The organism is Rheinheimera lutimaris, assembly GCF_013283795.1.
GTDB classification, from domain to species: domain Bacteria; phylum Pseudomonadota; class Gammaproteobacteria; order Enterobacterales; family Alteromonadaceae; genus Alishewanella; species Alishewanella lutimaris.
The window spans coordinates 1-21166 of sequence record NZ_JABSOD010000019.1; the positions used below are offsets into that span (position 1 = coordinate 1).

The 21166-nt window shown below is 50.2% G+C and carries 21 protein-coding genes and 1 riboswitch; of the genes, 7 read left to right on the forward strand and 14 right to left on the reverse strand.

The features are described 5' to 3' along the window. Positions 1 to 75: 75 nt before the first annotated feature. The gene (locus HRH59_RS15205) at positions 76 to 804 is read right to left on the reverse strand and encodes an SDR family NAD(P)-dependent oxidoreductase (RefSeq protein ID WP_173502133.1); all 729 of its coding nucleotides are present in this window, start codon (positions 802 to 804) and stop codon (positions 76 to 78) included. Continuing rightward, positions 801 to 1796 carry an NAD(P)/FAD-dependent oxidoreductase gene (locus HRH59_RS15210; protein ID WP_173502134.1) on the reverse strand — a complete coding sequence of 332 codons (996 nt, stop codon included), beginning with the start codon at positions 1794 to 1796 and terminating at the stop codon, positions 801 to 803. Before HRH59_RS15210 ends, HRH59_RS15205 begins: the two co-directional genes overlap by 4 nt. 164 nt (positions 1797 to 1960) lie before the next feature. Here HRH59_RS15210 and msrA point away from each other — a divergent pair, with 164 nt between their 5' ends. Then, the gene (msrA, locus tag HRH59_RS15215) at positions 1961 to 2512 is read left to right on the forward strand and encodes a peptide-methionine (S)-S-oxide reductase MsrA (RefSeq protein ID WP_173502135.1); all 552 of its coding nucleotides are present in this window, start codon (positions 1961 to 1963) and stop codon (positions 2510 to 2512) included. A 49-nt stretch (positions 2513 to 2561) separates the two neighbouring features. Continuing rightward, positions 2562 to 3353: a substrate-binding periplasmic protein gene (locus tag HRH59_RS15220; RefSeq protein WP_173502136.1), complete on the forward strand. Its 792-nt coding sequence runs from the start codon at positions 2562 to 2564 to the stop codon at positions 3351 to 3353. 83 nt (positions 3354 to 3436) lie between these two features. On the opposite strand, the gene HRH59_RS15225 is transcribed toward HRH59_RS15220, so the two are convergent. Further along, positions 3437 to 5197: a TonB-dependent receptor domain-containing protein gene (locus tag HRH59_RS15225; protein WP_173502137.1), complete on the reverse strand. Its 1761-nt coding sequence runs from the start codon at positions 5195 to 5197 to the stop codon at positions 3437 to 3439. A 37-nt stretch (positions 5198 to 5234) separates the two neighbouring features. After that, positions 5235 to 5420: riboswitch (cobalamin riboswitch) on the reverse strand. 82 nt (positions 5421 to 5502) lie between these two features. After that, on the reverse strand, positions 5503 to 5985 hold the full coding sequence (locus HRH59_RS15230; RefSeq protein WP_173502138.1) for a YajQ family cyclic di-GMP-binding protein: 483 nt from the start codon (positions 5983 to 5985) through the stop codon (positions 5503 to 5505). Positions 5986 to 6079: 94 nt separating this feature from the next. On the opposite strand from HRH59_RS15230, the gene HRH59_RS15235 reads away from it, so the two are divergent. Together HRH59_RS15235 and HRH59_RS15240 are read left to right on the forward strand one after the other, a co-directional pair. Continuing rightward, entirely contained in the window at positions 6080 to 6436 is a 357-nt protein-coding gene (locus HRH59_RS15235; RefSeq protein WP_173502139.1) for a VanZ family protein, read from the forward strand. Continuing rightward, on the forward strand, positions 6403 to 7305 hold the full coding sequence (locus HRH59_RS15240; RefSeq protein WP_331460190.1) for a ketopantoate reductase family protein: 903 nt from the start codon (positions 6403 to 6405) through the stop codon (positions 7303 to 7305). Before HRH59_RS15235 ends, HRH59_RS15240 begins: the two co-directional genes overlap by 34 nt. Here HRH59_RS15240 and thiI read toward each other — a convergent pair. The 3 genes from thiI to pomA all read right to left on the reverse strand — a co-directional run bounded on the left by thiI (position 7293) and on the right by pomA (position 10604). After that, a complete protein-coding gene (gene thiI, locus HRH59_RS15245) occupies positions 7293 to 8750 on the reverse strand; it encodes a tRNA uracil 4-sulfurtransferase ThiI (RefSeq protein WP_173502141.1) in 1458 nt (485 codons plus the stop codon). The genes HRH59_RS15240 and thiI overlap by 13 nt on opposite strands. Positions 8751 to 8870: 120 nt before the next feature. Continuing rightward, positions 8871 to 9833 (reverse strand): flagellar motor protein MotB, encoded by a 963-nt coding sequence (locus tag HRH59_RS15250; protein WP_173502142.1) that lies wholly within the window; start codon positions 9831 to 9833, stop codon positions 8871 to 8873. A gap of 3 nt (positions 9834 to 9836) precedes the next feature. Next, positions 9837 to 10604: a flagellar motor protein PomA gene (gene pomA, locus HRH59_RS15255; RefSeq protein ID WP_173502143.1), complete on the reverse strand. Its 768-nt coding sequence runs from the start codon at positions 10602 to 10604 to the stop codon at positions 9837 to 9839. Between the two features lie 199 nt (positions 10605 to 10803). On the opposite strand from pomA, the gene xseB reads away from it, so the two are divergent. Genes xseB through dxs form a run of 3 tightly spaced genes read left to right on the forward strand, consistent with a single transcriptional unit; the run spans position 10804 to position 13815 of the window. Further along, on the forward strand, positions 10804 to 11049 hold the full coding sequence (xseB, locus tag HRH59_RS15260) for an exodeoxyribonuclease VII small subunit (protein ID WP_173502144.1): 246 nt from the start codon (positions 10804 to 10806) through the stop codon (positions 11047 to 11049). Continuing rightward, the gene (gene ispA / locus HRH59_RS15265; protein ID WP_331460191.1) at positions 11042 to 11941 is read left to right on the forward strand and encodes a (2E,6E)-farnesyl diphosphate synthase; all 900 of its coding nucleotides are present in this window, start codon (positions 11042 to 11044) and stop codon (positions 11939 to 11941) included. The genes xseB and ispA overlap by 8 nt, the downstream gene beginning before the upstream one ends. Before the next feature lie 14 nt (positions 11942 to 11955). Further along, a complete protein-coding gene (dxs, locus tag HRH59_RS15270) occupies positions 11956 to 13815 on the forward strand; it encodes a 1-deoxy-D-xylulose-5-phosphate synthase (protein ID WP_173502145.1) in 1860 nt (619 codons plus the stop codon). Between the two features lie 38 nt (positions 13816 to 13853). On the opposite strand, the gene HRH59_RS15275 is transcribed toward dxs, so the two are convergent. The 7 genes from HRH59_RS15275 to HRH59_RS15305 form a co-directional block, all read right to left on the reverse strand. Next, entirely contained in the window at positions 13854 to 16886 is a 3033-nt protein-coding gene (locus HRH59_RS15275) for a ligand-binding sensor domain-containing protein (RefSeq protein WP_173502146.1), read from the reverse strand. A 26-nt stretch (positions 16887 to 16912) separates the two neighbouring features. Next, on the reverse strand, positions 16913 to 17392 hold the full coding sequence (locus HRH59_RS15280; protein ID WP_173502147.1) for a phosphatidylglycerophosphatase A family protein: 480 nt from the start codon (positions 17390 to 17392) through the stop codon (positions 16913 to 16915). After that, positions 17389 to 18351 (reverse strand): thiamine-phosphate kinase, encoded by a 963-nt coding sequence (gene thiL, locus HRH59_RS15285; RefSeq protein ID WP_173502148.1) that lies wholly within the window; start codon positions 18349 to 18351, stop codon positions 17389 to 17391. The genes HRH59_RS15280 and thiL overlap by 4 nt, the downstream gene beginning before the upstream one ends. Before the next feature lie 33 nt (positions 18352 to 18384). Further along, entirely contained in the window at positions 18385 to 18798 is a 414-nt protein-coding gene (gene nusB, locus HRH59_RS15290) for a transcription antitermination factor NusB (RefSeq protein WP_173502149.1), read from the reverse strand. 17 nt (positions 18799 to 18815) lie between these two features. Continuing rightward, positions 18816 to 19280 (reverse strand): 6,7-dimethyl-8-ribityllumazine synthase, encoded by a 465-nt coding sequence (ribH, locus tag HRH59_RS15295; RefSeq protein ID WP_173502150.1) that lies wholly within the window; start codon positions 19278 to 19280, stop codon positions 18816 to 18818. 110 nt (positions 19281 to 19390) lie between these two features. Next, positions 19391 to 20500 carry a bifunctional 3,4-dihydroxy-2-butanone-4-phosphate synthase/GTP cyclohydrolase II gene (gene ribBA, locus HRH59_RS15300; protein WP_173502151.1) on the reverse strand — a complete coding sequence of 370 codons (1110 nt, stop codon included), beginning with the start codon at positions 20498 to 20500 and terminating at the stop codon, positions 19391 to 19393. Positions 20501 to 20512: 12 nt separating this feature from the next. Continuing rightward, positions 20513 to 21163, reverse strand: a complete 651-nt coding sequence (locus HRH59_RS15305; RefSeq protein ID WP_173502152.1) for a riboflavin synthase — start codon at positions 21161 to 21163, stop codon at positions 20513 to 20515. Positions 21164 to 21166: the final 3 nt, after the last annotated feature.

The window sequence follows — 21166 nt, forward strand, 5'->3', positions numbered from 1 at the left end:
CCACCTCCATAGGAGGTGGTTTAAGGCCGACAATAAATAAAGGCGCCAAACGGCGCCTTTATTATGTTATCGCCGTTAAAATGGCAACTCTGTACCATCCCAATTCAACAAGGCACCACTTTGCTCCGGCTGTAAACCGGCCGCTACCTGTGCCAGGCGCAGCGCTGTTGCTGCCGTGCTTTGTAATTGGCCGGCAGGTAAATTTGCCTGAAACGGTTGTGATAATGCGGTATCGGTGGTGCCCGGGTGCACACTTACCACCGCCGCCGTTTTATTTAACCGCCCTACTTCGATACTGATATTCTTTACCAACATATTCAGCGCAGCTTTACTGATGCGGTAACTGTACCAACCGCCAAGGCGGTTGTCGGTAATGCTGCCGACTTTAGCGCTCAGCACCAGTACGCGCACATCTTTACTCTTACACAAATACGGAAACAACTGTTGCAGATACATCGCCGGCACGACAACATTGCTGTGTAACCGTGCCTGCAGTACCTGAGATTCAAGCTGGCGGATGGTTTTTTCCGGCATTGCTGTGTCGTCATGCAAAACGCCGTTGCAAATAAATATACAGCTGACATCCGAACTAAATATCTGCGCCAACAGCCCGGCCCTGTGCGCATTATCTGCTGTCGTATCAGCCGTGTTGTCGATATGCCAGTGCAGCTTATCATTAGCTACAGGTAACGGCGACGCGCTGCGGCTTAGCGCATGCACCACATAATGCTGTTGCAGATAATGCTGCACCAGCGCCTGGCCGATGCCGCTACCCGCACCGATAATCAATACCGCCAGGTTCATACTGCTACCGCCGCGGCTAACGACATACCACTTAAAAAGGCGTTTTCTACTCTGCCGCCGTTAAGCCAATCACCACATAAGCCCAACCCTAATCCAGCCTGATAAGTAAACCCCGGCACCGCAAAGCCAGGAGCTTGCTGCGCATAGCGCCAGCGATGACACAGCGCTTCTTTCACAGCGATGGGCTGCCCTAATATTCGTTGTAACTCAGCTGCTGCCAGCGGCGCTATTTGTTCAGGCTGTGCTTCCAGGTGCTGTTGTGAGAAGTCAGAATTAAAATGGACTAACCAATGCTCTGCAGCGGCGCGCCCGCTTTTGGAGGCTTGTCGCGCCAACCAACTCACCGCGGCGTCGTTTTTGACAAACACAGCATCAAACGGCACGGATACCGCTTGCATAAGTTCAATATTTGCCGCCAGGCACGGCTGCAATGCAGTATCACCGTATAGTAAGTCTGCCAATACTGTATCAGTTAAAGGCTGCTGTGTAACATAGGGTAGCAGCAGCTGCGCGGCTTGCTGCTGCGGCAGTGCCAGAACCAATTGTGCAAAACTGCCCTGAAGCTGATCTTCGCTGTACAGCTGCCAGTGACTGCCGTCAAAATGAATGCTGTCTATACGGCAATTACTGCGCAAATCCATACCGGCCAATAACTGCTGTACCGGTGCCTGCATTGACGGGATACCGATGTAGCGCAGCGTATTATCGGGCGAGGCAATAAGGCTGCCGTCTTCATATTGCGCAGTTGCGGCATGCCAGGGGGCAATAACGCCATTTACCAGCCACTGTTGACACTGCAAACGAAAAGCACTGCTGCGGGCAGTAAAATACTGCGCACCTAAATCCAGATAACCGGCGGCAGTTCGCTTACTGCTCATCCGCCCGCCTGCGGTGCGACCTTTATCAAACACCACAACCTGCTTGCCTTGCTGCGCCAGTGCCTGGGCACACGCTGCCCCTGCGATGCCGGCGCCGATAATTGCTATTGTCAAAATACGGTCCTGTTTAACATGTATTGTTGGCTGTGTACGCCCGCGGCAAGGCGCGGGATCAATCAGCTGCGGGGTCTTAATATAGCCCGGCACACTGCATTATCGATACTGGCGCCACAGTGCTGATTAAGATACATTCAATGTATTACAACAGGAGAATGACAATGGCGATACAAACAGCAACTTTTGGTGCTGGCTGTTTTTGGTGTTTAGAAGCCGCGATGAATCAGCTTAACGGTGTTATTCAGGCGTTAAGCGGCTATATGGGCGGCGATGCCGCCAGCGCCAACTATCGCCGCGTTTGTGATGGTGATACCGGCCATGCCGAAGTGGTACAGGTAGAGTTTGATGACAGCATTGTCAGTTATCAGCAGTTATGTCTGGTGTTTTTCAGCCTGCATGACCCGACACAACTAAACCGCCAGGGCAATGATGTTGGCACGCAGTACCGTTCGGTAATTTTTTATCACAACGCACAGCAACAACAAAGCGCAGAGCAAATGATGGCGCAATTAAGCGAAAAACAGGTATTCGATAATGCCATTGTGACACAGCTTAGTCCGGTGTCGGCGTTTTACCTGGCCGAGGAGTATCACCAGGGCTATTTTTTGCAGCACCCGGAGCAAGGTTATTGTCAGGTGGTGGTAGCACCGAAAATGGCAAAGTTCAGACAAAGCTATGCTGAGCTGCTAAAATCGGCCGTATTAACGTCCTGAGAAAGTTGCCGTACAACAACCTGACGGTGTGGTGATAATTGAGAACACTATGACTTACCCTATTGTGTTGCTGCTTTGCCTGAGCCCGTTACTATCATTTATCACCCGTGCAGAACACATTGCAACGCTTACATTTTGCTACGAAGACAAACAACTGCTGCCCTATTATACCGGCGAAGGCCATACTGCGCCCTATCTGCCGGGAGTGACTATTGAACACCTGCACGCCAGCGCAGCCGCCGCCGGTAATATTAAACTGGCTTTTGTGCGCTTTCCGTGGCGGCGCTGCCTGCAAAAACTGGAACAAAATGAAGTAGATGCGTTAGTAGCCACTTATTTACCACAGCGCAGCGATTTTGCGGTTTATCCCACCACGGCCGATGGCAACCCGGATCGAAATCGCGCCATGAGCAGCCATGCTACCTGCCTCGTACACCGTGCGGACAATAATATTGAAGACAAAATTACCCGCCAACATGGCAGCTTAGTAGTATCACGCCCACTGGGTTATTCTAATCCGGATTATCCGGCCGGTATCAGTGTTGTGCCGGTGCATTCACAGCAGCAAGCGTTGGATTTAGTCTTATCCGGCCGCGTAGATGCCACTACCACGTTATGCAAAGTAAATGATGTTGCCGGTGCTGACCGGCTTAGCCAGCGTAAACCACTGGTTGTGGTGTATCCGCCCTTATATGAGACCACCGGTTATCTGGTGTTCAGCAAAGCCTTTTATCAGCGTCATCCTGCACTGGCGGAGCAATTATGGCAGGTACTTGGCAGCACTATTCAACCGCAGCGCTATTACGATTATCTGCATTACCCTGATATGGCCGCGCAATAACACAGACTGTCATAACTTACCGGCAGCAGCGCCGGAATACAAAAAAGCGTGCTTAAAGCACGCTTTTTTTACACTAAACGCAGTTACTGCGGCGTATAGCTGACACTGATACCAAAGTTAGTACCGGCAGTGGTATAGCCGGCGCTGCTCTGGTATTGCTTATCAAACAAATTGTTAATATTGGCACGGACAGCCAATTGCGGTGTAAGCTGATAACTGCCACCCAGCCCCCACAACGTATAGCCGCCTAAATTCGCTACACTGGCAAAAGCGCCCTGATAAGTAGAGCTTTGATAATCTGAGGTAATAAATACCGACCACAGATCTGCATCATAGCTACCACGCCAGTTGATAGTATTTTCCGGCCGTCGCTCCAGCTTTTCTCCGGTAGTACCGTTTTCCGTTTCAAGCCAGCTGTAACTAAACCGGCTGCTGAACTGCTGCCATTGCTGCGTAAGACTGAACTCAACCCCCTGAATAGTGGCCAACAGCACATTTTCTGCTTGCTCAACCCCCTGGATCAGGTTGGTAACATCACGGTCAAACCATGCCAATTGTGCTGTCAGTACATCAGTTTGATAAACCACAGCAATTTCATCCGATAGCGACTCTTCCGGTTTAAGCTCCGGATTAGCAAAACCAGGATAATAAAGCGCATTAAAAGTCGGCGCTTTAAACGCCGAGCCCCGGCTTGCTCTTATCAGCCAATGCTCTGTCAACTGATAACCGGCTGCTATTTGCCAGGTATTCTGGCCACCATACTGGTTAATCACATCACGCCGTGCCGCCGCTTCAAGCTGCAAAGCGTCGTGTTGATAATTCAGGCCGGCAAAAGCCGCCCGATTTATACGGCTGGTTTGCTCATAAGCCGTAGCCGATTTATCCACCTGTTCCTGATACCAGTTTACCCCACCTACAAAAGCTAGCTTATCCGTCAGATCAGTAGCAGCCTGATAGCTAAACTCGTCACGGCCTGTTACAAAAGGGCTGCGCGAGTCCGGGCCAAAGGTGGCATCGCTGTCCAGGGTGTGGCTTAACTGAGCTTGATGGTGCCACTGCCCCAATTGCTGTTGCCAACCGACTAAATAAGCACGATTTAACGTATCCGCTTCATCCTCTGTCCCCCAGGCAGTATCAAATTGATAAAAGCCCGAGTTGACATCAGCCTGGGCTGTCCATAACCCCAACCTGGTTTGGTAATCTGCCGCTACTTTAATAAACTTTTGGTTATAGCCGTCACGGTCGGGGTCTAAATCTTTGCGCACATTAAAACCATCGGCGCGGCTCACACCTGCAGTAGCACGCAAGATCAGTTGATCTGCCGTATGACGCACACTGATATCAGTCCCGGCCTGGCCGTAACTACCAATATTTGCGTTCAGCTCTACTGCGCCGGCGCGTCTTGTGGTAATGGCGATAACACCGGATAAAGCGTCAGAGCCGTACAAGGCCGCACGTGGGCCGCGTACTACTTCAATACGTTCAATCAATTCCAGCGGCAGCATCGACAGTGTTTTATAACCCAGAGTAGCAGAGCCACTGCGCACGCCGTCAATTACGACCAGGGTGTGGCCGGTATTACCGCCACGGATGTAAAGACCACTATTTTGCCCGCGGCCACCGTCGCGCGACAAATTAATGCCCGGCAGTTGCGCCAATAAGGCTGGTAAGTCGTTGGCCTGGCGGGCGACGATATCATCGCGTTCCAATACCGTGACACTGGCCAGCACGTCTTGTTGCGGCGTGGCGGTGCGGTTAGCGTAAATACTGATATGTTCGATGTCCTCAGCAGTAGCCGAAAAACAAGATGCGACCAACACGGCCGCCAAAGCAGGTTTAAACATGTAAGCTCCGAAAACGTGCCCGCCGCACATTTAGTATGGTTAAAGGATTTTTCCGGCCGGTCTCCGGGCTGACAACCTGCTTGCGCCTGCACTCGCCTTCCCATCTTGCGACAGTGGCTGTGAATGCAGTTCAGTTGTTTACCGTTGCGGGGGCAGCTCTGGATTTACACCAGATTCCCGTTTAACTGCAGTTGCCTGCAGCACCAGAAAAAGCGGCTCCCTGACGGAGCCGCGTGCAGTTTAACGTGGCGAAGTTAAAAGTCAACAGCGCTCCGGATGGCTAAAACAGTCAAGCGCTATGCAGTTTAGTCACGGAAGTTTTTAAACTGGAAAGGCTGGCCCAGATCAGATGTACGGACCAGTTGCATTGCGGCTTGCAAATCGTCACGTTTTTTACCTGTTACCCGCAACTCTTCGCCCTGAATAGCCACCTGCACTTTAATATTGCTGTCTTTAATCAGTTTGATGATTTTCTTCGCTATGTCTTTATCAATACCTTGCTTAATGCTGACATAGCGGGTGACGAATTTACCATGGCGTTCTTCTTTCTCAATTTTGAAACTATTGACATCAAGCTGCAGCTTGCTGGCTTTAATGGCAAAAATATCGAACAGCTGCATAACTTGTTGATCCGCTTCAGCGGTCAGTTCAATCTGTTCTTTTTTTAGCTCAATTTTGGCGTTCACGCCGCGAAAATCAAAGCGGGTTTCCAGTTCCCGCTTAGCGTTCTCCACCGCGTTGTTAGCCTGGTTCAAATCAATTTCTGAAACGATATCGAATGAGGGCATTAAAAATCTCCTTTAGCATAAGCCATTCTGTCTGCTGGTGATTATAACCAGAAAACTGCTACAATCCGAGCGCCGTTTTATACAGGGGTAAGCTGTGTCGCAGGTTTTTTATCGTTGGATATGTATATTGTGTTTTATGCTGGCCACTGCCGGCTTTTTGGCTGAGCTAAGCGGACATCGTATTGGCGGCGGCTTTGCCCATATGGACAAAATTGCCCATTTCGGTATTTTTACTATTCTTACCGCTTTGCTTTGGAAGGGTTTTAAACTTAACCCTTGGCTGGCTTTTTTATTGTTGGGTATGTATGGCGGCGCAGTAGAGTTAGTCCAGCACCACTTTACCCGCCGTAACGGTGATTGGTGGGACTGGCTGGCCGATATCGGCGGCATTGTATGTTTTTACCTGGTTCGCGCCCTGTGGCACAAAATACGTCCACGCAGCCAGCGTTAAGCTGGAACATAGTTGGCCGCGGTGCCATTGGTTTGTTGGCTGCCAGCCGCTTGCAACTGGCCGGCTACAAGCCCGGACTGTGGCTACACCAGCCCGCCATTGTCGATATTCAGTTTCAGCAACAGCCTCTGCAGTTTTTAAGCGCCACACCGCCACTGCAAGCCGTACTTATACCGGTAAAAAGTTATGCTGTGTTCGATGCCGTTAAGACCCTGCAACCCTTTCTAACGGAGGACGCGCAACTGGTGCTGAGCCACAATGGTATGGGTACAATACCAGAGGTACTGCCGCTGCTGCTGCCAACTCAGGGTTTATGGTTTTTAACCACTACGCACGGCGCATTAAAACAGCAGGATGCAATACTGCATACCGGTAACGGCCACAGCGTACTGGCGCCACTTAACGCCGCGGCCAGCCGGCATACAACCGCCGTGGCACAGGCAATGGACATTGCGCTCGGGCCTTTAGCGGTAGCAGCAGACATTGAACCATTTTTATGGCAAAAGCTGGCGATTAATGCCGTAATTAACCCGCTGACAGCGCTGCATAACTGCAAAAACGGCGCTTTAGCGCAGCCGCAGTATCAACAGCAGATCAAGGCGATTTTACACGAGGTATGCCAGGTAGCAACCGCTGCCGGTTACCCGCTGCAACCGGCTTTAGTGCAACAAAACGTTATGCAGGTGATTGAGCGCACTGCAGAGAACTTTTCTTCGATGCAACAAGATGTGGTGCATCAGCGGCGCACCGAAACTAACGCTATCAGTGGTTTTATCGTGGCACAAGCGGCACGCTTTAATATTGCCGTACCGCACAATTCACAGTTGCAGCAACAGCTGCTGCAACTGCAACAGCGTTACTGCCGGTAAACGGCTACGTTGGCAAAGCCCTGTTCCTGCAACACCACAGCCTGCAAACGGCTCATAACACCACGCTCGCAGTAACAGTAATACTGCTTCGTTTGGTCCAAAGCGGCAAACTGCGATGCTAAGCGGAAAAACGGCAGCTCAATAACCTGATGACCATCAACGCTCAGCGGTTTAATATCAGTCTCTTCCGGGCTGCGGATATCCAGCACTATGGCATCTGCCGGCAGTAGTGCCAGCTCGCTAACTACATGCGCCTGTTGCTCTGCCTGGTAGTCCACAGTGCGGATGTCTAACACTTTGGCCGATTGCACCGCCTGCTGCAGCACGCTGAAATCGAATTGTTGCTCGTTCGCCAACACGTCTGCCAATACGGCATTTACTGTGGGTTTTTTCGAAATAACACCGCAGTACTCCGGCATGCTTTTAGCAATATCTTCAGCACCGATTTTAATCGCTAAATTGATGATCTCTTGCTTATCCTGATAAATCAGAGGCCGCAGTATCAACGTTTCGGTTACCCGGTCTATCACACTTAAGTTTGCAATGGTTTGGCTTGACACCTGGCCGATGCTCTCACCGGTGACAATCGCCTTAATGCCAAGGCTTTCGGCTACTTCACTGGCTGCACGCATCATCATACGCTTCAGCACCACGCCCATTAAGCCGTTATCGATTTTCTCCAGAATTTGGTCAACCACCGGCGCAAAGTTAACACTGACAAACTTCACCTTGTGCGACAAGCTGTATTTTTGCCAGATAAGAAACGCCATTTCGCGCACACCGGCTTCATGCGCGGCACCACCCAGGTTAAAAAACAGGTAGTGAGTGCGCAGGCCCTTGCGGATCATCAGGTAGCTGGCTACCGCGGAGTCATAGCCGCCGGAAATCAAAGACAACACATCAGACTGCGACGGCAACGGAAAACCGCCCATGCCCTGATGCATCTTGCGCACCATAATCAGCAGGTCTTTTTTAATCTCCAGTGTCACCACCAGATCAGGCATTTTAAGTTGCACTTTGGCACTGGCAACATGCTGATTTAAACCACCACCGATGTAACGCTCAGCTTCAATTGAGCTGAAGTCGTGATTGCCGGTGCGACGCACCCGTACGCTAAAGGTTTTATTTTCCAGCTGCGACGCGTATACCGCCAATACCTGTTCAAAAATATCATGCAGGTTGGTAAAAGTGCTGGATTGCATTTCAGCAAAAGCCACCACACCCGGAATACATTCCAGCCGCTCAATTAAGCGCTGACGCAAACCAGCATCATTACTGTCACAGCGCACGGTAAGATGATCGAAATTGTTACTTACCACCACAGTAGCATCTACCTGCAGCAGAATAGTCTTCAGATTGCGCTCCAGCAGCAAGGTTTGGCGTTTACGCACCGATTTACTTTTAATGGCGATTTCAGGGTGTAATTTGATAAGGAATTCAATCATCGGGTAGCAGCATAGTTAAGCAGGAAAAAAAGTGGCGCAGATTATAGCGGATCTGTAGCTAAAGACCTAATCTGCGCTTTGTGCCAAACTAACTTTATGACAGTCTGGTTTTGTAGCAACTTAGCTTTCTGGCGCAGGAGGGGGTTCAAGGCTGATGGGATCAGACTCTTTCGCTTTACCCTGCATAATAGCAATTTCTACCCTGCGGTTGCGCCGCCGGCTCAGCTCATCTTCGTTCGGTACCAACGGCTTGGTATCAGCATGCCCCACCACCACCAGACGTGTGCGGTCAAAACCATCAGCTTTAACCATCTCAGTGGCTACCGATACCGCGCGTTTGGCCGATAAATCCCAGTTATTGCTGTGCAATTCGTCCGATACCTGAATATCGTCGGTATGGCCGGTTACAGTGATTTGCCCCGGTACGTCATTTAACAAACCACCTATACGCTGAATAATAGGTTTAAACCGTGGCTGTAAAAACGACGAGCCGGACGGAAAAGAGCCGTTCTCGCGGATACGAATAATAATTTGCTGCCCTAAAGATTCCAGCTCAATAGCACCATCGACAATTTGTTGCTCTAACTGCTCAGCCAGTTTTTTTACCATTTCATTGGTTTGCTCTTGCTGCGCCTGGGCTTCGGCTTCAGCAGAGGCCTGCTCGCCGTCCATGATCTCCTCAGCATTGCTGATCGACTGACCACCACTTAAATCTTCGCGCTGCTCCTGCCGCCCGCCGGCGGAGTCCTCTTCTCCGGCCTGAAACTCGATAACTTGCTGGGTAATATCGATGGTTTGCTGCTGCAGGGTTTCAATCGGCGTTGGGTCCGGCCGGCCGGGACGAAACTCCATCGCAATCACGCTGGTGCCTTTAGGAATATCTTCCACTTCAATTTTGTTTTGTACGCCAAAAGCAAACTTCATCGAACCGGCAATTTGCTTAAATTTCAGCACGTCCATTTCAGAAAATGCCAGCAGCAAGACAAAAAAGCACATTAACAGTGCCATTAAGTCGGCAAAAGTGCCCATATAAGCCGGTAGACCCGGCGGTGGACATTTACATTCTTCTGCTTCATCACTCATAACTTACTCCGCCGGCACGACTTCACGTTTGCCCTGAGCCAAATAATTGCGCAGTATGCCTTCAATAACTTTCGGGTTCTGGCCATCCTGAATACCCAGTATGGCATCAAGAATAAGCTGATTGTTTTGCTTTTCCTGCTGGTTTCGGATTGCCAGCTTGTCTGCCAGAGGTATAGCTACAACGTTGGCAATAAAGGCTCCGTATAAGGTGGTAAGCAACGCCACCGCCATTGCAGGTCCTATGGCTTTAGGGTCATCCATATTAGATAACATTGCCACTAATCCGACCAGGGTACCTATCATACCCATTGCCGGAGCCACGTCACCCAGGCTTTTAAAAATGGCAATAGCGGTTTCGTGGCGTTTCTCGGTCAGGCTGATATCTTTTAGCAAGGTAGCGCGCACGACATCAGCATCATGACCATCTACCAGCATATTCACGCCCTTTTGCATAAAAGCATTGGGGATCTCAGCTTCCTCCAATGCTAAAAAACCACCTTTACGGGCGGAGTCTGCCAGTTGTACCGCTTTTTCGATTAACTCTTCCGGTGCTTCAATTTTAAACATAAAGGCTTTAGCGGCAGCTTTACCGGAGCCAAAAAACTGACTCAGCGTAAACTTGGAAATAACCACAAAGATAGAGCCGCCAAACACGATCAAGACAGACACGGTGTCGGCAAACATACCAACATTGCCGCTACTACCCAGCACCATCGCCATAATAATAAAGCCAATTGCGCCCAACATACCAACCAGGGTAGCTAAATCCACTGTTTTCTCCTCAACTGAGCCACTGCTATACCGGCTATTTCTACCAGTTTATCTTAGACGATAGCTGTTTATCGACAAATGCGCTGAATGATTAAGTATAAATTGCGTAAAATTATCAATTTAGCCTTTCCCATCCGCTTTCTGATTGACCATAATAGCCTGCTAAGGTACCTTTGCGCACACTTTTTCCGGGGGTAGTATGAGCAAGAAAAAAGCCGATCTCAGCCAGTTTGAGCAAACACTTTCTGAACTTGAACAGATAGTACAACAACTGGAACAAGGCGAGCTGTCGCTTGATCAGTCATTACAGCAGTTTGAACGCGGTATTACCCTGGCCAGACAAAGCCAACAGTTATTGCAAACCGCAGAGCAAAAAGTACAAATGCTAATGCAGCAACAACAGCAGGAAAGCCTGTTGCCGTTTGAACCTGAAGCAGGTGAATAATAAGGTGTTACCGCAAAACTTACCGCTATACCAACAGCGGGTAGAGCAGCATTTACAGCAATTGCTGGCTAACCGCAGTACAACCGACAAGCGCTTACTTGAGGCCATGTCTTACAGTTTGTTGCTGGGGGGCAAGCGGGTAAGACCTTTTTTGGTATACAGTTGCGGCACCATGCTCGGCGCTGCATTACATGACCTGGATGGTCCTGCCGCTGCTTTGGAAGCCATACACAGCTACTCATTAATTCATGACGATTTACCGGCAATGGACGATGACGACCTGCGCCGCGGTAAAGCTACCTGCCACAAGGCATTTGACGAAGCTATCGCGATACTGGCCGGTGATGCCTTACAAACGCTGGCGTTTGAGCTTATCAGCAGCCACCCCTACAGGCAGGTTGATACTGTACAGATATTGCAAATGGTACAACAGCTTGCTGTTGCCGCAGGTTACAGCGGCATGTGCGGCGGCCAGGCTATAGACTTAGCTCAGACCAACCAAAATAGTACACTGGCGCAGCTCGAGCGTATGCACCGGCTAAAAACCGGCGCTTTAATTGAAAGTGCCGTTCAACTGGCGTGGCTATGCAGCCCGAAACGCGATACAACCGAGCTGAATGCATTGCTCGACTTTGCCCGTGCATTAGGACTGGCATTTCAGGTGCAGGATGATATTCTCGATATCGAAAGTGATACTGCAACCTTGGGCAAGCCGCAGGGCTCTGATACCCGGGCGAACAAATCAACATACCCGGCGCTACTTGGGCTGGACAATGCCAAAGCGAAAGCACAGCAACTTTATCACGATGCACTGAACGCTCTGGCGACGTTACCGTATAACACTGATGAATTACGCGCTTTTGCGCAGTACATTATCGAACGCAGGTTTTAACACAGGCATGGATTATGGCGTTAGATATTAACGATTACCCGTTATTAGCCCAGGCTAATTTACCCGCGCAGCTGCGTCAGCTGGCGCAAGATAAGCTGCCCGCACTCAGTGACGAGCTGCGTAGCTATTTATTACAAAGCGTTAGCCAAAGTAGCGGCCACTTTGCCTCTGGCTTGGGCACTGTTGAACTGACAGTAGCGCTGCACTACGTGTATAACACGCCGTTTGACCGTGTCATATGGGATGTCGGTCATCAGGCTTATCCGCATAAAATCCTTACCGGTCGTGCTGAGCGTATGCACACTATTCGTCAGAAAGACGGTTTACACCCTTTTCCGTACCGCGAAGAAAGTGAGTACGATGTGTTGTCGGTTGGTCACTCCAGCACCTCAATAAGCGCTGCGCTGGGCATGGCTATCGCCGCGCAGCAGGCACGGAATAACCGTAAAGTTGTTGCCGTCATAGGTGATGGTGCCATTACTGCCGGTATGGCATTTGAAGCACTGAATCACGCCGGCGAAGTGCGCCCTGATATGCTGGTTATTCTGAATGACAACGAAATGTCGATTTCAGAAAACGTTGGCGCCTTAAACCGTTATTTTGCCCGTATTTTATCCGGCAGCTTTTACACCAGCCTGCGCGAGGGCGGCAAGAAAATCTTAAGTGGCGTACCACCTTTGCATGAGCTGGCCAGCCGTGCAGAAGAACATTTTAAAGGTATGGTAACGCCTGGTACCTTTTTTGAAGAGCTGGGCTTTAACTATATAGGCCCGATTGACGGCCATGATGTATTAGGGCTGGTTGATACCATCCGTAATATGCGCAATTTAAAAGGCCCGCAGCTGCTGCATATCGTCACCAAAAAGGGTAAAGGTTATGCTCCGGCAGAAGCCGACCCTATCGGCTACCATGCAGTGGCGAAGTTTAACCCGGAAGACAGCAAGCAACCGGCAAAAAAAGCCGGCCTGCCAAGCTTTTCTAACATTTTCGGTAACTGGATTTGCGATATGGCAGCACAGGATGAGCGGCTGCAAGCCATTACTCCGGCCATGCGCGAAGGCTCTGATTTAGTGCGGTTCTCCAAAACCTACCCTAAACGTTACTTCGATGTCGCCATTGCGGAGCAACATGCGGTAACCCTGGCTGCAGGTATGGCGATTGAAGGGCTGAAGCCGGTAGTGGCTATTTACTCCAGCTTCTTGCAGCGGGGTTACGACCAGTTGATCCATGACGTTGCCTTACAGGATTTGGACGTACTGTTCGCAGTTGACCGCGCCGGGGTAGTGGGTGCGGACGGCCCAACCCACCAGGGCGCCTTTGACTTAAGCTTTATGCGTTGCATTCCTAATATGCTGATTATGGTGCCCTCGGACGAGGATGAATGCCGGCAAATGCTGTACACCGGTTATCAATATCAGGGCCCGGCTGCAGTGCGTTATCCGCGCGGCTCCGCAACCGGTATTGCCGTACAGTCACAAATGCAGTTGTTACCTACCGGCAAAGCCAAAGTAGTACGTCAGGGCGAAAAGCTGGCTATTCTGGCCTTTGGCCCGCTGTTGAGCGCCTGTATTGAAGCTGCAGAGCAGTTAAATGCTACGCTGGTAGATATGCGATTTGTTAAACCTTTAGATCGCGACTTACTGCAACAATTAGCCGCCAGCCACAGTCGCTTTGTTACCGTGGAAGACAACGCCATTATGGGTGGTGCCGGCTCGGCGGTAAGTGAGTTTGTTGCAGAGGCACAGCTTAACGTCAGCATGACGCACCTGGGCTTACCGGATCACTTTATTAAACATGGCAGCCAGCAAGAGATATACGCCGAACTGGGGCTGGACAGCGCCGGCATTCTGGCAGCGCTAACAGCTTTGACATAACAGCAAAGCCATAAAAAAACCGCCGGCCGGCGGTTTTTTTATGGCTGGTTCTTCACTTCAAATCTTGCCAGGCCGGCCGCCAGCAGGCGCTCGACTTGCGCCTCGATATGAGACGAATCTTCAAACTCAAACGCATCAACCTGCTGATCAAAATGGATAGTCGCCACGCCGTTTTTACCGGTATGCTTTACCTGATACAACGACATTTCAGCTAATTGTAACGATATTTCCCAGTTAATTAATTGTCCGCCCAGCAACGCCAGCGGATATACCGCGTAACCCACCGAACAGGTTAACCGCGTGCGATGGCCATCCGGTAAGCTGAATACCGTTTTAGCAATCAGCTCATTCAGCCGGTAGCAAAACTGTGCAACCAGCTCCAGCTGAATATCACGCAGTACCAGCACAAACTCTTCACCAGCAAAACGAACGACATAGTCAGAGCCGCGGGTTTCGCGAATTAAAATACCCGCTACCTGCTGAATACAGCTGTCGCCGGCACTGTTACCAAACTGGTCATTTACCTGCTTGAAGTTATCCAGATCTAAGTGGATCAATGCCACGCATTTACCCTGCAGCTGCATCGATTCACGATTGCGCTGAAAATGCTCAATATCTTTCGGTAACTGCTCAAACATAAAGCGCCGGTTACGCAACCCGGTTAAGCTGTCTTTGTGTGTCAGCAGCGCTAACTGCTCGTTCAGCTCATTCAGTTTCAGGTTACTGTTTTCCAGTTCCTGCGTACGTTGACGCACCAGCCGGGTCATCTGTTGCTGCTGATGCTGGGTATTACGGCGCAGCAACCACAGCAAACCATATAAACAAAATAATACTAACAACAACCATAAGGCACGATAGATCAGGGTTTCATCAAAACGTTTCGGGATAACCAGCTCCAGCTCCACGCCCTGGCTGTCATGCCAGGCTTCGTTATCGAAACGGCTTTGCAACTGAAACACAAAACTACCTGGCGTAAGATTGGTATACACCGCCTCGCGCCGCTCTCCTACGTCATGCCAATGCTGATCGAAACCACGCAAGCGATAACGAAACTTCAATGCAGCCGGCTTAACGAACTCCAGTGCTGAATACTGAATACTCAGGTTGCGGTCGTCCAGCTCCAGCACCAACCTGGCTTGCTCATTATCAACAACATAGTCCTGCTGTCCGAGCACGCTTTTTATAACAGGTGTTGGTGCACGTTCAAGCCCCTGATTCAGATCTGCCGGCACCGCTACCAAACCTTTGAGCGTAGGGTACCAATATTGCTGCTGCCACAACGCTACCTTAGCGTGGCCGGCACCATTACAACAGCGTCCGGGTACAGTGCCAAGCTGCCTGTCATATGGCCCCAGCACCTCTTCAACCTTTACGTTACCTGTAGCAAGCTGAGGCAAATCTGCCGCGCGCAACCGGAAAATACCTTTGTGGCTACTAACCCAAATATAATCTGAAGCGGCATCGAATTGCAGGCTTACTACCGGACTGTGCGGTAAACCGTTACCGGCATGTAACTGTAACCACTGTTGCTGAGCTGGCAGCAGCACAAAAATACCATCATCCAGCGTGGCGGCTAACACGGTGTTGTCGGGTAACAACTGCAACGCGGTGATATAGCTGTTAAACAAAGCAGTGCCGACACCCAGCCGGCTAAGTTGTTGCTGCTGATATTGATATAAGCCCCTGGTAGTACCGAACACCAACCGTTGTTGCTGTTGCTGCAGCACAGTAATATTGCGTGATTCCAGTTCATCATTTAAGGCAAAGGGCGTCAGCTGCTGTTGATCATAGCGGTATAACCCCATCACTCCGCCCAACCAAACGCCGCCTTGCCGGTCAGGTTGTAATACTCTGACAGTAAAGCCTTTTAACGCTTCAAACGCCGGTTTAAGTCCTTCATTGCCCCGACGGTATGCCATAACACCTTTGTCCAGCGCCAGCCACATAACATCGGCTTGCGGCCAGTAAATGTCATACACGGTAGCAGCACCAAGGCTTTGTGCATTGACCAACTCGTGATAACTGCCGTCGGCCCGCATTTCACCAACATTAGATTGGCCGGCGACAAGCAAAGTGTCATCCGGCGTTACAGACACGCTACGTACTATAAGATCCGCGTCTGGCGGCAGCACACGGCGGATATTGCTGGTTGATGCGCGGTAGATGCCATCGCTGAAACTGGCCAGCCAAATATTCTGATCTTTATCTTCAAAAATATCACTGAACCAGGGATAGCTTCCCAGTTCGTCACCGGTAATATGCTGCCAGGGTTGATTCGGGTGACGGTGGAATAACTTGCGGTGCGCTGAAATCCAGCTGTTGCCCCTGCTGTCGCGTAACAATTTATACACGGCAGTGTTGCTGTGATCCGGCAATTCGCATTTTTTTACTGTTGCTGACGCGTCCAGATGATAAAAACCGGATTCTCCGGCAATATGTAAGCCGCTTTCGGTGTGATAGAGATCATACACCGGCGTTTGCATCAGCCCTGCCGGCAAAGCAAAGCTCTCCGTATTGCCATCAAGATCAATGCGGTACAGCTGTTCAGCACTACTGACCCATACCTGATCCCCCACCAGCTCCAATTGGCTGACCTGAGAGCGTATTTGCTCTACGCGGCTAACCTTACCGTTACTGATGCGAAACAAGTTGTCTGCCGCCACCCAGATCTCTCCGGGCCGTACTTCGAGAATGGCGGTAACTTCAGCCAAAACCTGGTAGCGATCAAATTTTAATGTCAGGGGATCAAAACCGGATAAACCTGCTTTAGTGCCCACCCACATGTAGCCACGGCTGTCGTGCAACAGCTTGGTTAAGACATTACTGGCCAATTGGCGGTGTGTTTCTTTGCTGAAGTGCTCAAACTGCACTCCGTCAAAACGATTCAGACCAAATTGAGTTGCCAACCAGATATAGCCCTGAGAATCCTGGCTTACGGACCGCACAGAATTGCTGGACAGGCCTTCAGTGCTGCCCCAGTGTTTAATGTCAAAGTCGTATACAGATTGCTGGTTGTAACTAAACGCAGAGCAAGAACACAACAATAAAAGCAACAGTAAGGTGTTTTTCATTGATGTCGTCTCTTACGTAGCGTGGATTAACCCAGGGGAAAAAACGGCAGCAGCAGGTGCATCAGCAGCAACGCTGCAATACCGGCTAATATATCATCCAGCATTATACCAATGCCGCCGTGTACTTTTTTGTCCAGCCAACTGATTGGCCAGGGCTTTACAATATCAAACAGACGAAATAATACAAAGCCGGCTAACAAGGTTTGCCAATGCAACGGCAGCCACAACATGGTTATGCCAAAGCCGATAATTTCATCCCAGACAATAGCGCCATGATCATGCTCACCAACATCAGCTGCGGTTTGGCCACACAGGTAAATCCCCAGTACACTGCCAAACAGCACAAAGGCCAGCAAATAAGCATTGCCCAACCACAACAACAAAGCCACTAAAGGCACTGCGGCCAGGGTACCGAAAGTGCCGGGCGCTTTTGCTGCGAGGCCACTGCCAAAGCCGAGGGCCAGAAACTGGTACCATTTTTTCAGATTAAATTGCGGTTTTATCATACGAAATGCGAAAAACCCCGGTGTTGATAATTAAACAACTGCTCGCCCTGCTTCAGCTCCAGCTTACCGGCTACCCCGGTAATACGGCCGATACAACTGACAGGTACACCATAAGGTGACAGCAATACATCAAGTGAACCGCGTCGTGCTTCAGGCACCGTAAACAGCAGCTCATAATCTTCACCGCCGGATAATGCCAATTGCATAGCAGTGGCATTATCGCAGCTGTCTTTCAGTGCCTGTGACAACGGTAAACGGGCAACATCAATACTGGCACCGACAGCGGAGCGTTTTAAAATATGCTGAATATCGCCGTATAAACCGTCAGATAAATCCATCGCACTGCTGGCAATATTACGCAGCGCCTGGCCTAATGCAACGCGAGCGGATGGATAGTGAAAACGCTGCAATATATGGGTTTGGTGTTTTTTACTGACTTCATGCAAGCCCTGGCAGAGTTTGAGGCCCAACGCCGCATCACCCAAAGTGCCGGTAACATAAATATAGTCACCCACTTTAGCCCCGCTGCGTGTCAACGCTTTACCACGGGGCACTATGCCTTTGGCTATCATGGTAAGGCTTAACGGGCCGCGGGTTGTGTCACCGCCAATCAGCTGGCAGTTATAATATTCCGCCGTTTCATGCAACCCGGCGGCAAAGGCAGCCACCCAGGGTTCATCCACCGCAGGTAAGGTTAACGCTAACGACAACCATGCCGGCTCAGCACCCATGGCAGCTAAATCACTGACATTTACCGCTACCAGCTTGTGGCCTAATGCGCGGGGATTGTCGTCAGGGAAAAAGTGCGTACCCACAACCATAGTATCGGTGGTGACAACCAGGTCGTAGCCGTCGCGCACTTGCAAGACAGCGCCATCATCACCAACACCGATGGCGGTGTCGCTGCGTTTAACACCACAAGCGGCAAAATGACGGGAAATGAGTTCGAATTCACCCATAAAACTAAGAAGCCGGCTATTGCCGGCTCTCCTTTAACTTGGTCGCAGCACGCGTACGGCTTTATCCAAAATGCCGTTCACGAACTTATGGCTATCGTCAGCAGCGAACGCTTTGGCCAACTCAATAGCTTCGTTGATAATAACCTTGTAAGGTACATCAAGCCGGTACTTCAGCTCATAGGCTGACACCCGTAACACGGCTTTTTCAACAAAATCAATTTCATCAAACGGACGATCTAAATAGGGCTTTAGTGCTTCGTCCAGTACAGCGTGGTTTTTTACCACACCGCGCAGTAAATCCTGGAAATAACCGACATCAAGGTGTTTAACGTTGGCTTCCAGCAATAATTGTTGCTCAATATCTGCAATAGGGTTCTGGCTGACATGCCAGCTGTAAATTCCCTGAACTGCAAGTGACCGTGACTGACGACGGGCATTAGGTTTCATCTGTGTGTCTCTTCCTGTTACAGCTTGGCCAGTAAATTAACCATTTCCAGCGTCGACATGGCGGCTTCGCTGCCCTTGTTACCGGCTTTAGTGCCGGCACGCTCAATGGCTTGCTCAATGCTGTCTACGGTAAGCACACCAAAGGCTACCGGAATGTCATGTTGCATCATCACCTGAGCAATACCTTTGGTACATTCGCCGGATACATATTCAAAATGCGGCGTACCGCCACGGATCACGGCACCCAGCGCAATAATACCATCGTACTTTTTACCGGCTGCAACGCGTTGCACGGCCAGCGGCAATTCAAAGGCGCCTGGTACACGGATCACGGTAATATCCTGTTCGGCCACATTACCAATACGCTGCAATGTATCTGTCGCGCCGCTTAATAAGCTCTCAACAATAAAGCTGTTAAAGCGTGCTACTACTATTGCAAACTTCTTACCCTTGGCAGAAAACCCTGCTTCAATTACCTGCATAAGTTGCCCTTAAAATCTGACCGCTGAAAATTAGCCGTGCATAATAGCACAACACTAGATAAACCGGCATAGACTTTGTTATGCCATGCCGCGCTTTGTTGGCGCAGTGCCTACTCGCTAACGTAATCCACCACTTCCAGGCCAAAACCGGACAAGGCATGGTATTTTTTCGGCTGACTGAGTAAACGCATTTTTTTAACGCCTAAACTGGCCAGAATTTGCGAGCCAACGCCGACATTACGTGAAGTACCTTTCCATGGTGTGCTGCGCGGCTTCTCGCCTTTATCTTCGGCTTCAAACGCCTGCACAGTACGAATAAGCTCTTCGGTCGACTCATGCTTACCCAGCAATACCAACACCCCACCATCACGGGCAATACGCTCCATAGCGGTATGTAACGGAAAACTGCGGTTAGCGGCCCGGTCGGCCATCAGCAGGTCACTGAAAGTGTCATGTAAATGCACCCGCACCAATGTCGGCTCATCGGCGCTGATATCGCCTTTAACCAGAGCAAAATGAATTTGGTTATCAATGGTGTCTTTAAAGGTGACTAACTTAAACTCGCCAACTTCAGTAGGCAATTGACAACTGGCAACCTGCTCAATGGTGGTTTCATTTAAGTTACGGTATTCAATTAAATCGGCGATAGTGCCGATCTTAATACCGTGCTTTTTAGCAAATATCTCTAAATCCGGCCGCCGTGCCATGGTACCGTCATCATTTAAAATCTCCACTATTACAGCAGCCGGCTCAAGCCCGGCTAAACGCGCCAGATCACAGCCTGCTTCAGTGTGGCCGGCCCGTACCAACACGCCACCGTCTTGCGCCATCAGCGGGAAAATGTGTCCGGGCTGCACAATATCATCAGGCCTGGCATCACGTGCTACTGCAGCCTTAACGGTGCGGGCGCGGTCGGCAGCAGAAATACCGGTGGTTACGCCTTCAGCAGCCTCAATCGACACCGTGAAATTGGTGGAAAACGGCGACTTATTTGCATCAACCATCAACGGTAGCGCCAGCTGTTTACAACGCTGTTTGCTCAATGTTAAGCATATTAAACCGCGGCCATGGGTTGCCATAAAATTAATCGCTTCAGGTGTAACATAGTCTGCCGCCATGACCAGATCGCCTTCGTTTTCGCGATCTTCATCATCCATCAGTACGACCATCTTGCCCTGACGAATATCTTCAATAATTTCAGCCGGAGTATTCAGTTGCATAACAAACCTTATTTATAAAAAGCCGCGCTGTGCCAGCAGCGCCATATTGACACCGCCAACTGCGCTGTCGCTGTCTTTGTGCAGTAAACGTTCGAGATACCGGGCAATCAAATCCACTTCAAGGTGCACCTTGCTACCGGCTTTAAGTTGCGAAATGGTAGTATAGGCCGCGGTGTGCGGCACTATGGTCAAACGAAATGCGTCTGCGCTTAACTCATTAACCGTCAGGCTGACGCCGTCTATCGTAACGGAGCCTTTAGCGGCAATATAATGTGCCAGTGTTTTGGGCAACGCCAACCAGATATGCCAGGCACGGCCACTGGCCTCGATTTTTGTTACGTGGGTAATGCCATCAACATGGCCGCTGACCATATGTCCGCCCATCCTTGTAGTAGGCAACAGTGCTTTTTCCAGATTAATTACCTGTCCGGTCTGATATTGACCAAACAGCGTATGCGCCAGCGTTTCAGATGACACATCAGCAGTAAAACTCTGCTTGGCTAACGCCGTTACCGTTAAGCACACACCATTAGACGCTATGCTGTCACCAAGCTTAACATCGCTGAAATCCAGGCTGTCGCTGTAAATGGTTACACTGATATCCGCATCGCGCCGCTTTACAGCACTCAGCTTACCTGTGGCTTCAATAATACCTGTAAACATACG

What these genes read in the sequence shown, in the direction of transcription:
- HRH59_RS15205 (WP_173502133.1), bottom strand. Translation starts at nt 804, where the DNA reads ATGAACCTGGCGGTATTGATTATCGGTGCGGGTAGCGGCATCGGCCAG.
- msrA (WP_173502135.1), top strand. Translation starts at nt 1,961, where the DNA reads ATGGCGATACAAACAGCAACTTTTGGTGCTGGCTGTTTTTGGTGTTTA.
- HRH59_RS15220 (WP_173502136.1), top strand. Translation starts at nt 2,562, where the DNA reads ATGACTTACCCTATTGTGTTGCTGCTTTGCCTGAGCCCGTTACTATCA.
- HRH59_RS15225 (WP_173502137.1), bottom strand. Translation starts at nt 5,197, where the DNA reads ATGTTTAAACCTGCTTTGGCGGCCGTGTTGGTCGCATCTTGTTTTTCG.
- HRH59_RS15230 (WP_173502138.1), bottom strand. Translation starts at nt 5,985, where the DNA reads ATGCCCTCATTCGATATCGTTTCAGAAATTGATTTGAACCAGGCTAAC.
- thiI (WP_173502141.1), bottom strand. Translation starts at nt 8,750, where the DNA reads ATGATTGAATTCCTTATCAAATTACACCCTGAAATCGCCATTAAAAGT.
- HRH59_RS15250 (WP_173502142.1), bottom strand. Translation starts at nt 9,833, where the DNA reads ATGAGTGATGAAGCAGAAGAATGTAAATGTCCACCGCCGGGTCTACCG.
- xseB (WP_173502144.1), top strand. Translation starts at nt 10,804, where the DNA reads ATGAGCAAGAAAAAAGCCGATCTCAGCCAGTTTGAGCAAACACTTTCT.
- dxs (WP_173502145.1), top strand. Translation starts at nt 11,956, where the DNA reads ATGGCGTTAGATATTAACGATTACCCGTTATTAGCCCAGGCTAATTTA.
- HRH59_RS15275 (WP_173502146.1), bottom strand. Translation starts at nt 16,886, where the DNA reads ATGAAAAACACCTTACTGTTGCTTTTATTGTTGTGTTCTTGCTCTGCG.
- HRH59_RS15280 (WP_173502147.1), bottom strand. Translation starts at nt 17,392, where the DNA reads ATGATAAAACCGCAATTTAATCTGAAAAAATGGTACCAGTTTCTGGCC.
- thiL (WP_173502148.1), bottom strand. Translation starts at nt 18,351, where the DNA reads ATGGGTGAATTCGAACTCATTTCCCGTCATTTTGCCGCTTGTGGTGTT.
- nusB (WP_173502149.1), bottom strand. Translation starts at nt 18,798, where the DNA reads ATGAAACCTAATGCCCGTCGTCAGTCACGGTCACTTGCAGTTCAGGGA.
- ribH (WP_173502150.1), bottom strand. Translation starts at nt 19,280, where the DNA reads ATGCAGGTAATTGAAGCAGGGTTTTCTGCCAAGGGTAAGAAGTTTGCA.
- ribBA (WP_173502151.1), bottom strand. Translation starts at nt 20,500, where the DNA reads ATGCAACTGAATACTCCGGCTGAAATTATTGAAGATATTCGTCAGGGC.
- HRH59_RS15305 (WP_173502152.1), bottom strand. Translation starts at nt 21,163, where the DNA reads ATGTTTACAGGTATTATTGAAGCCACAGGTAAGCTGAGTGCTGTAAAG.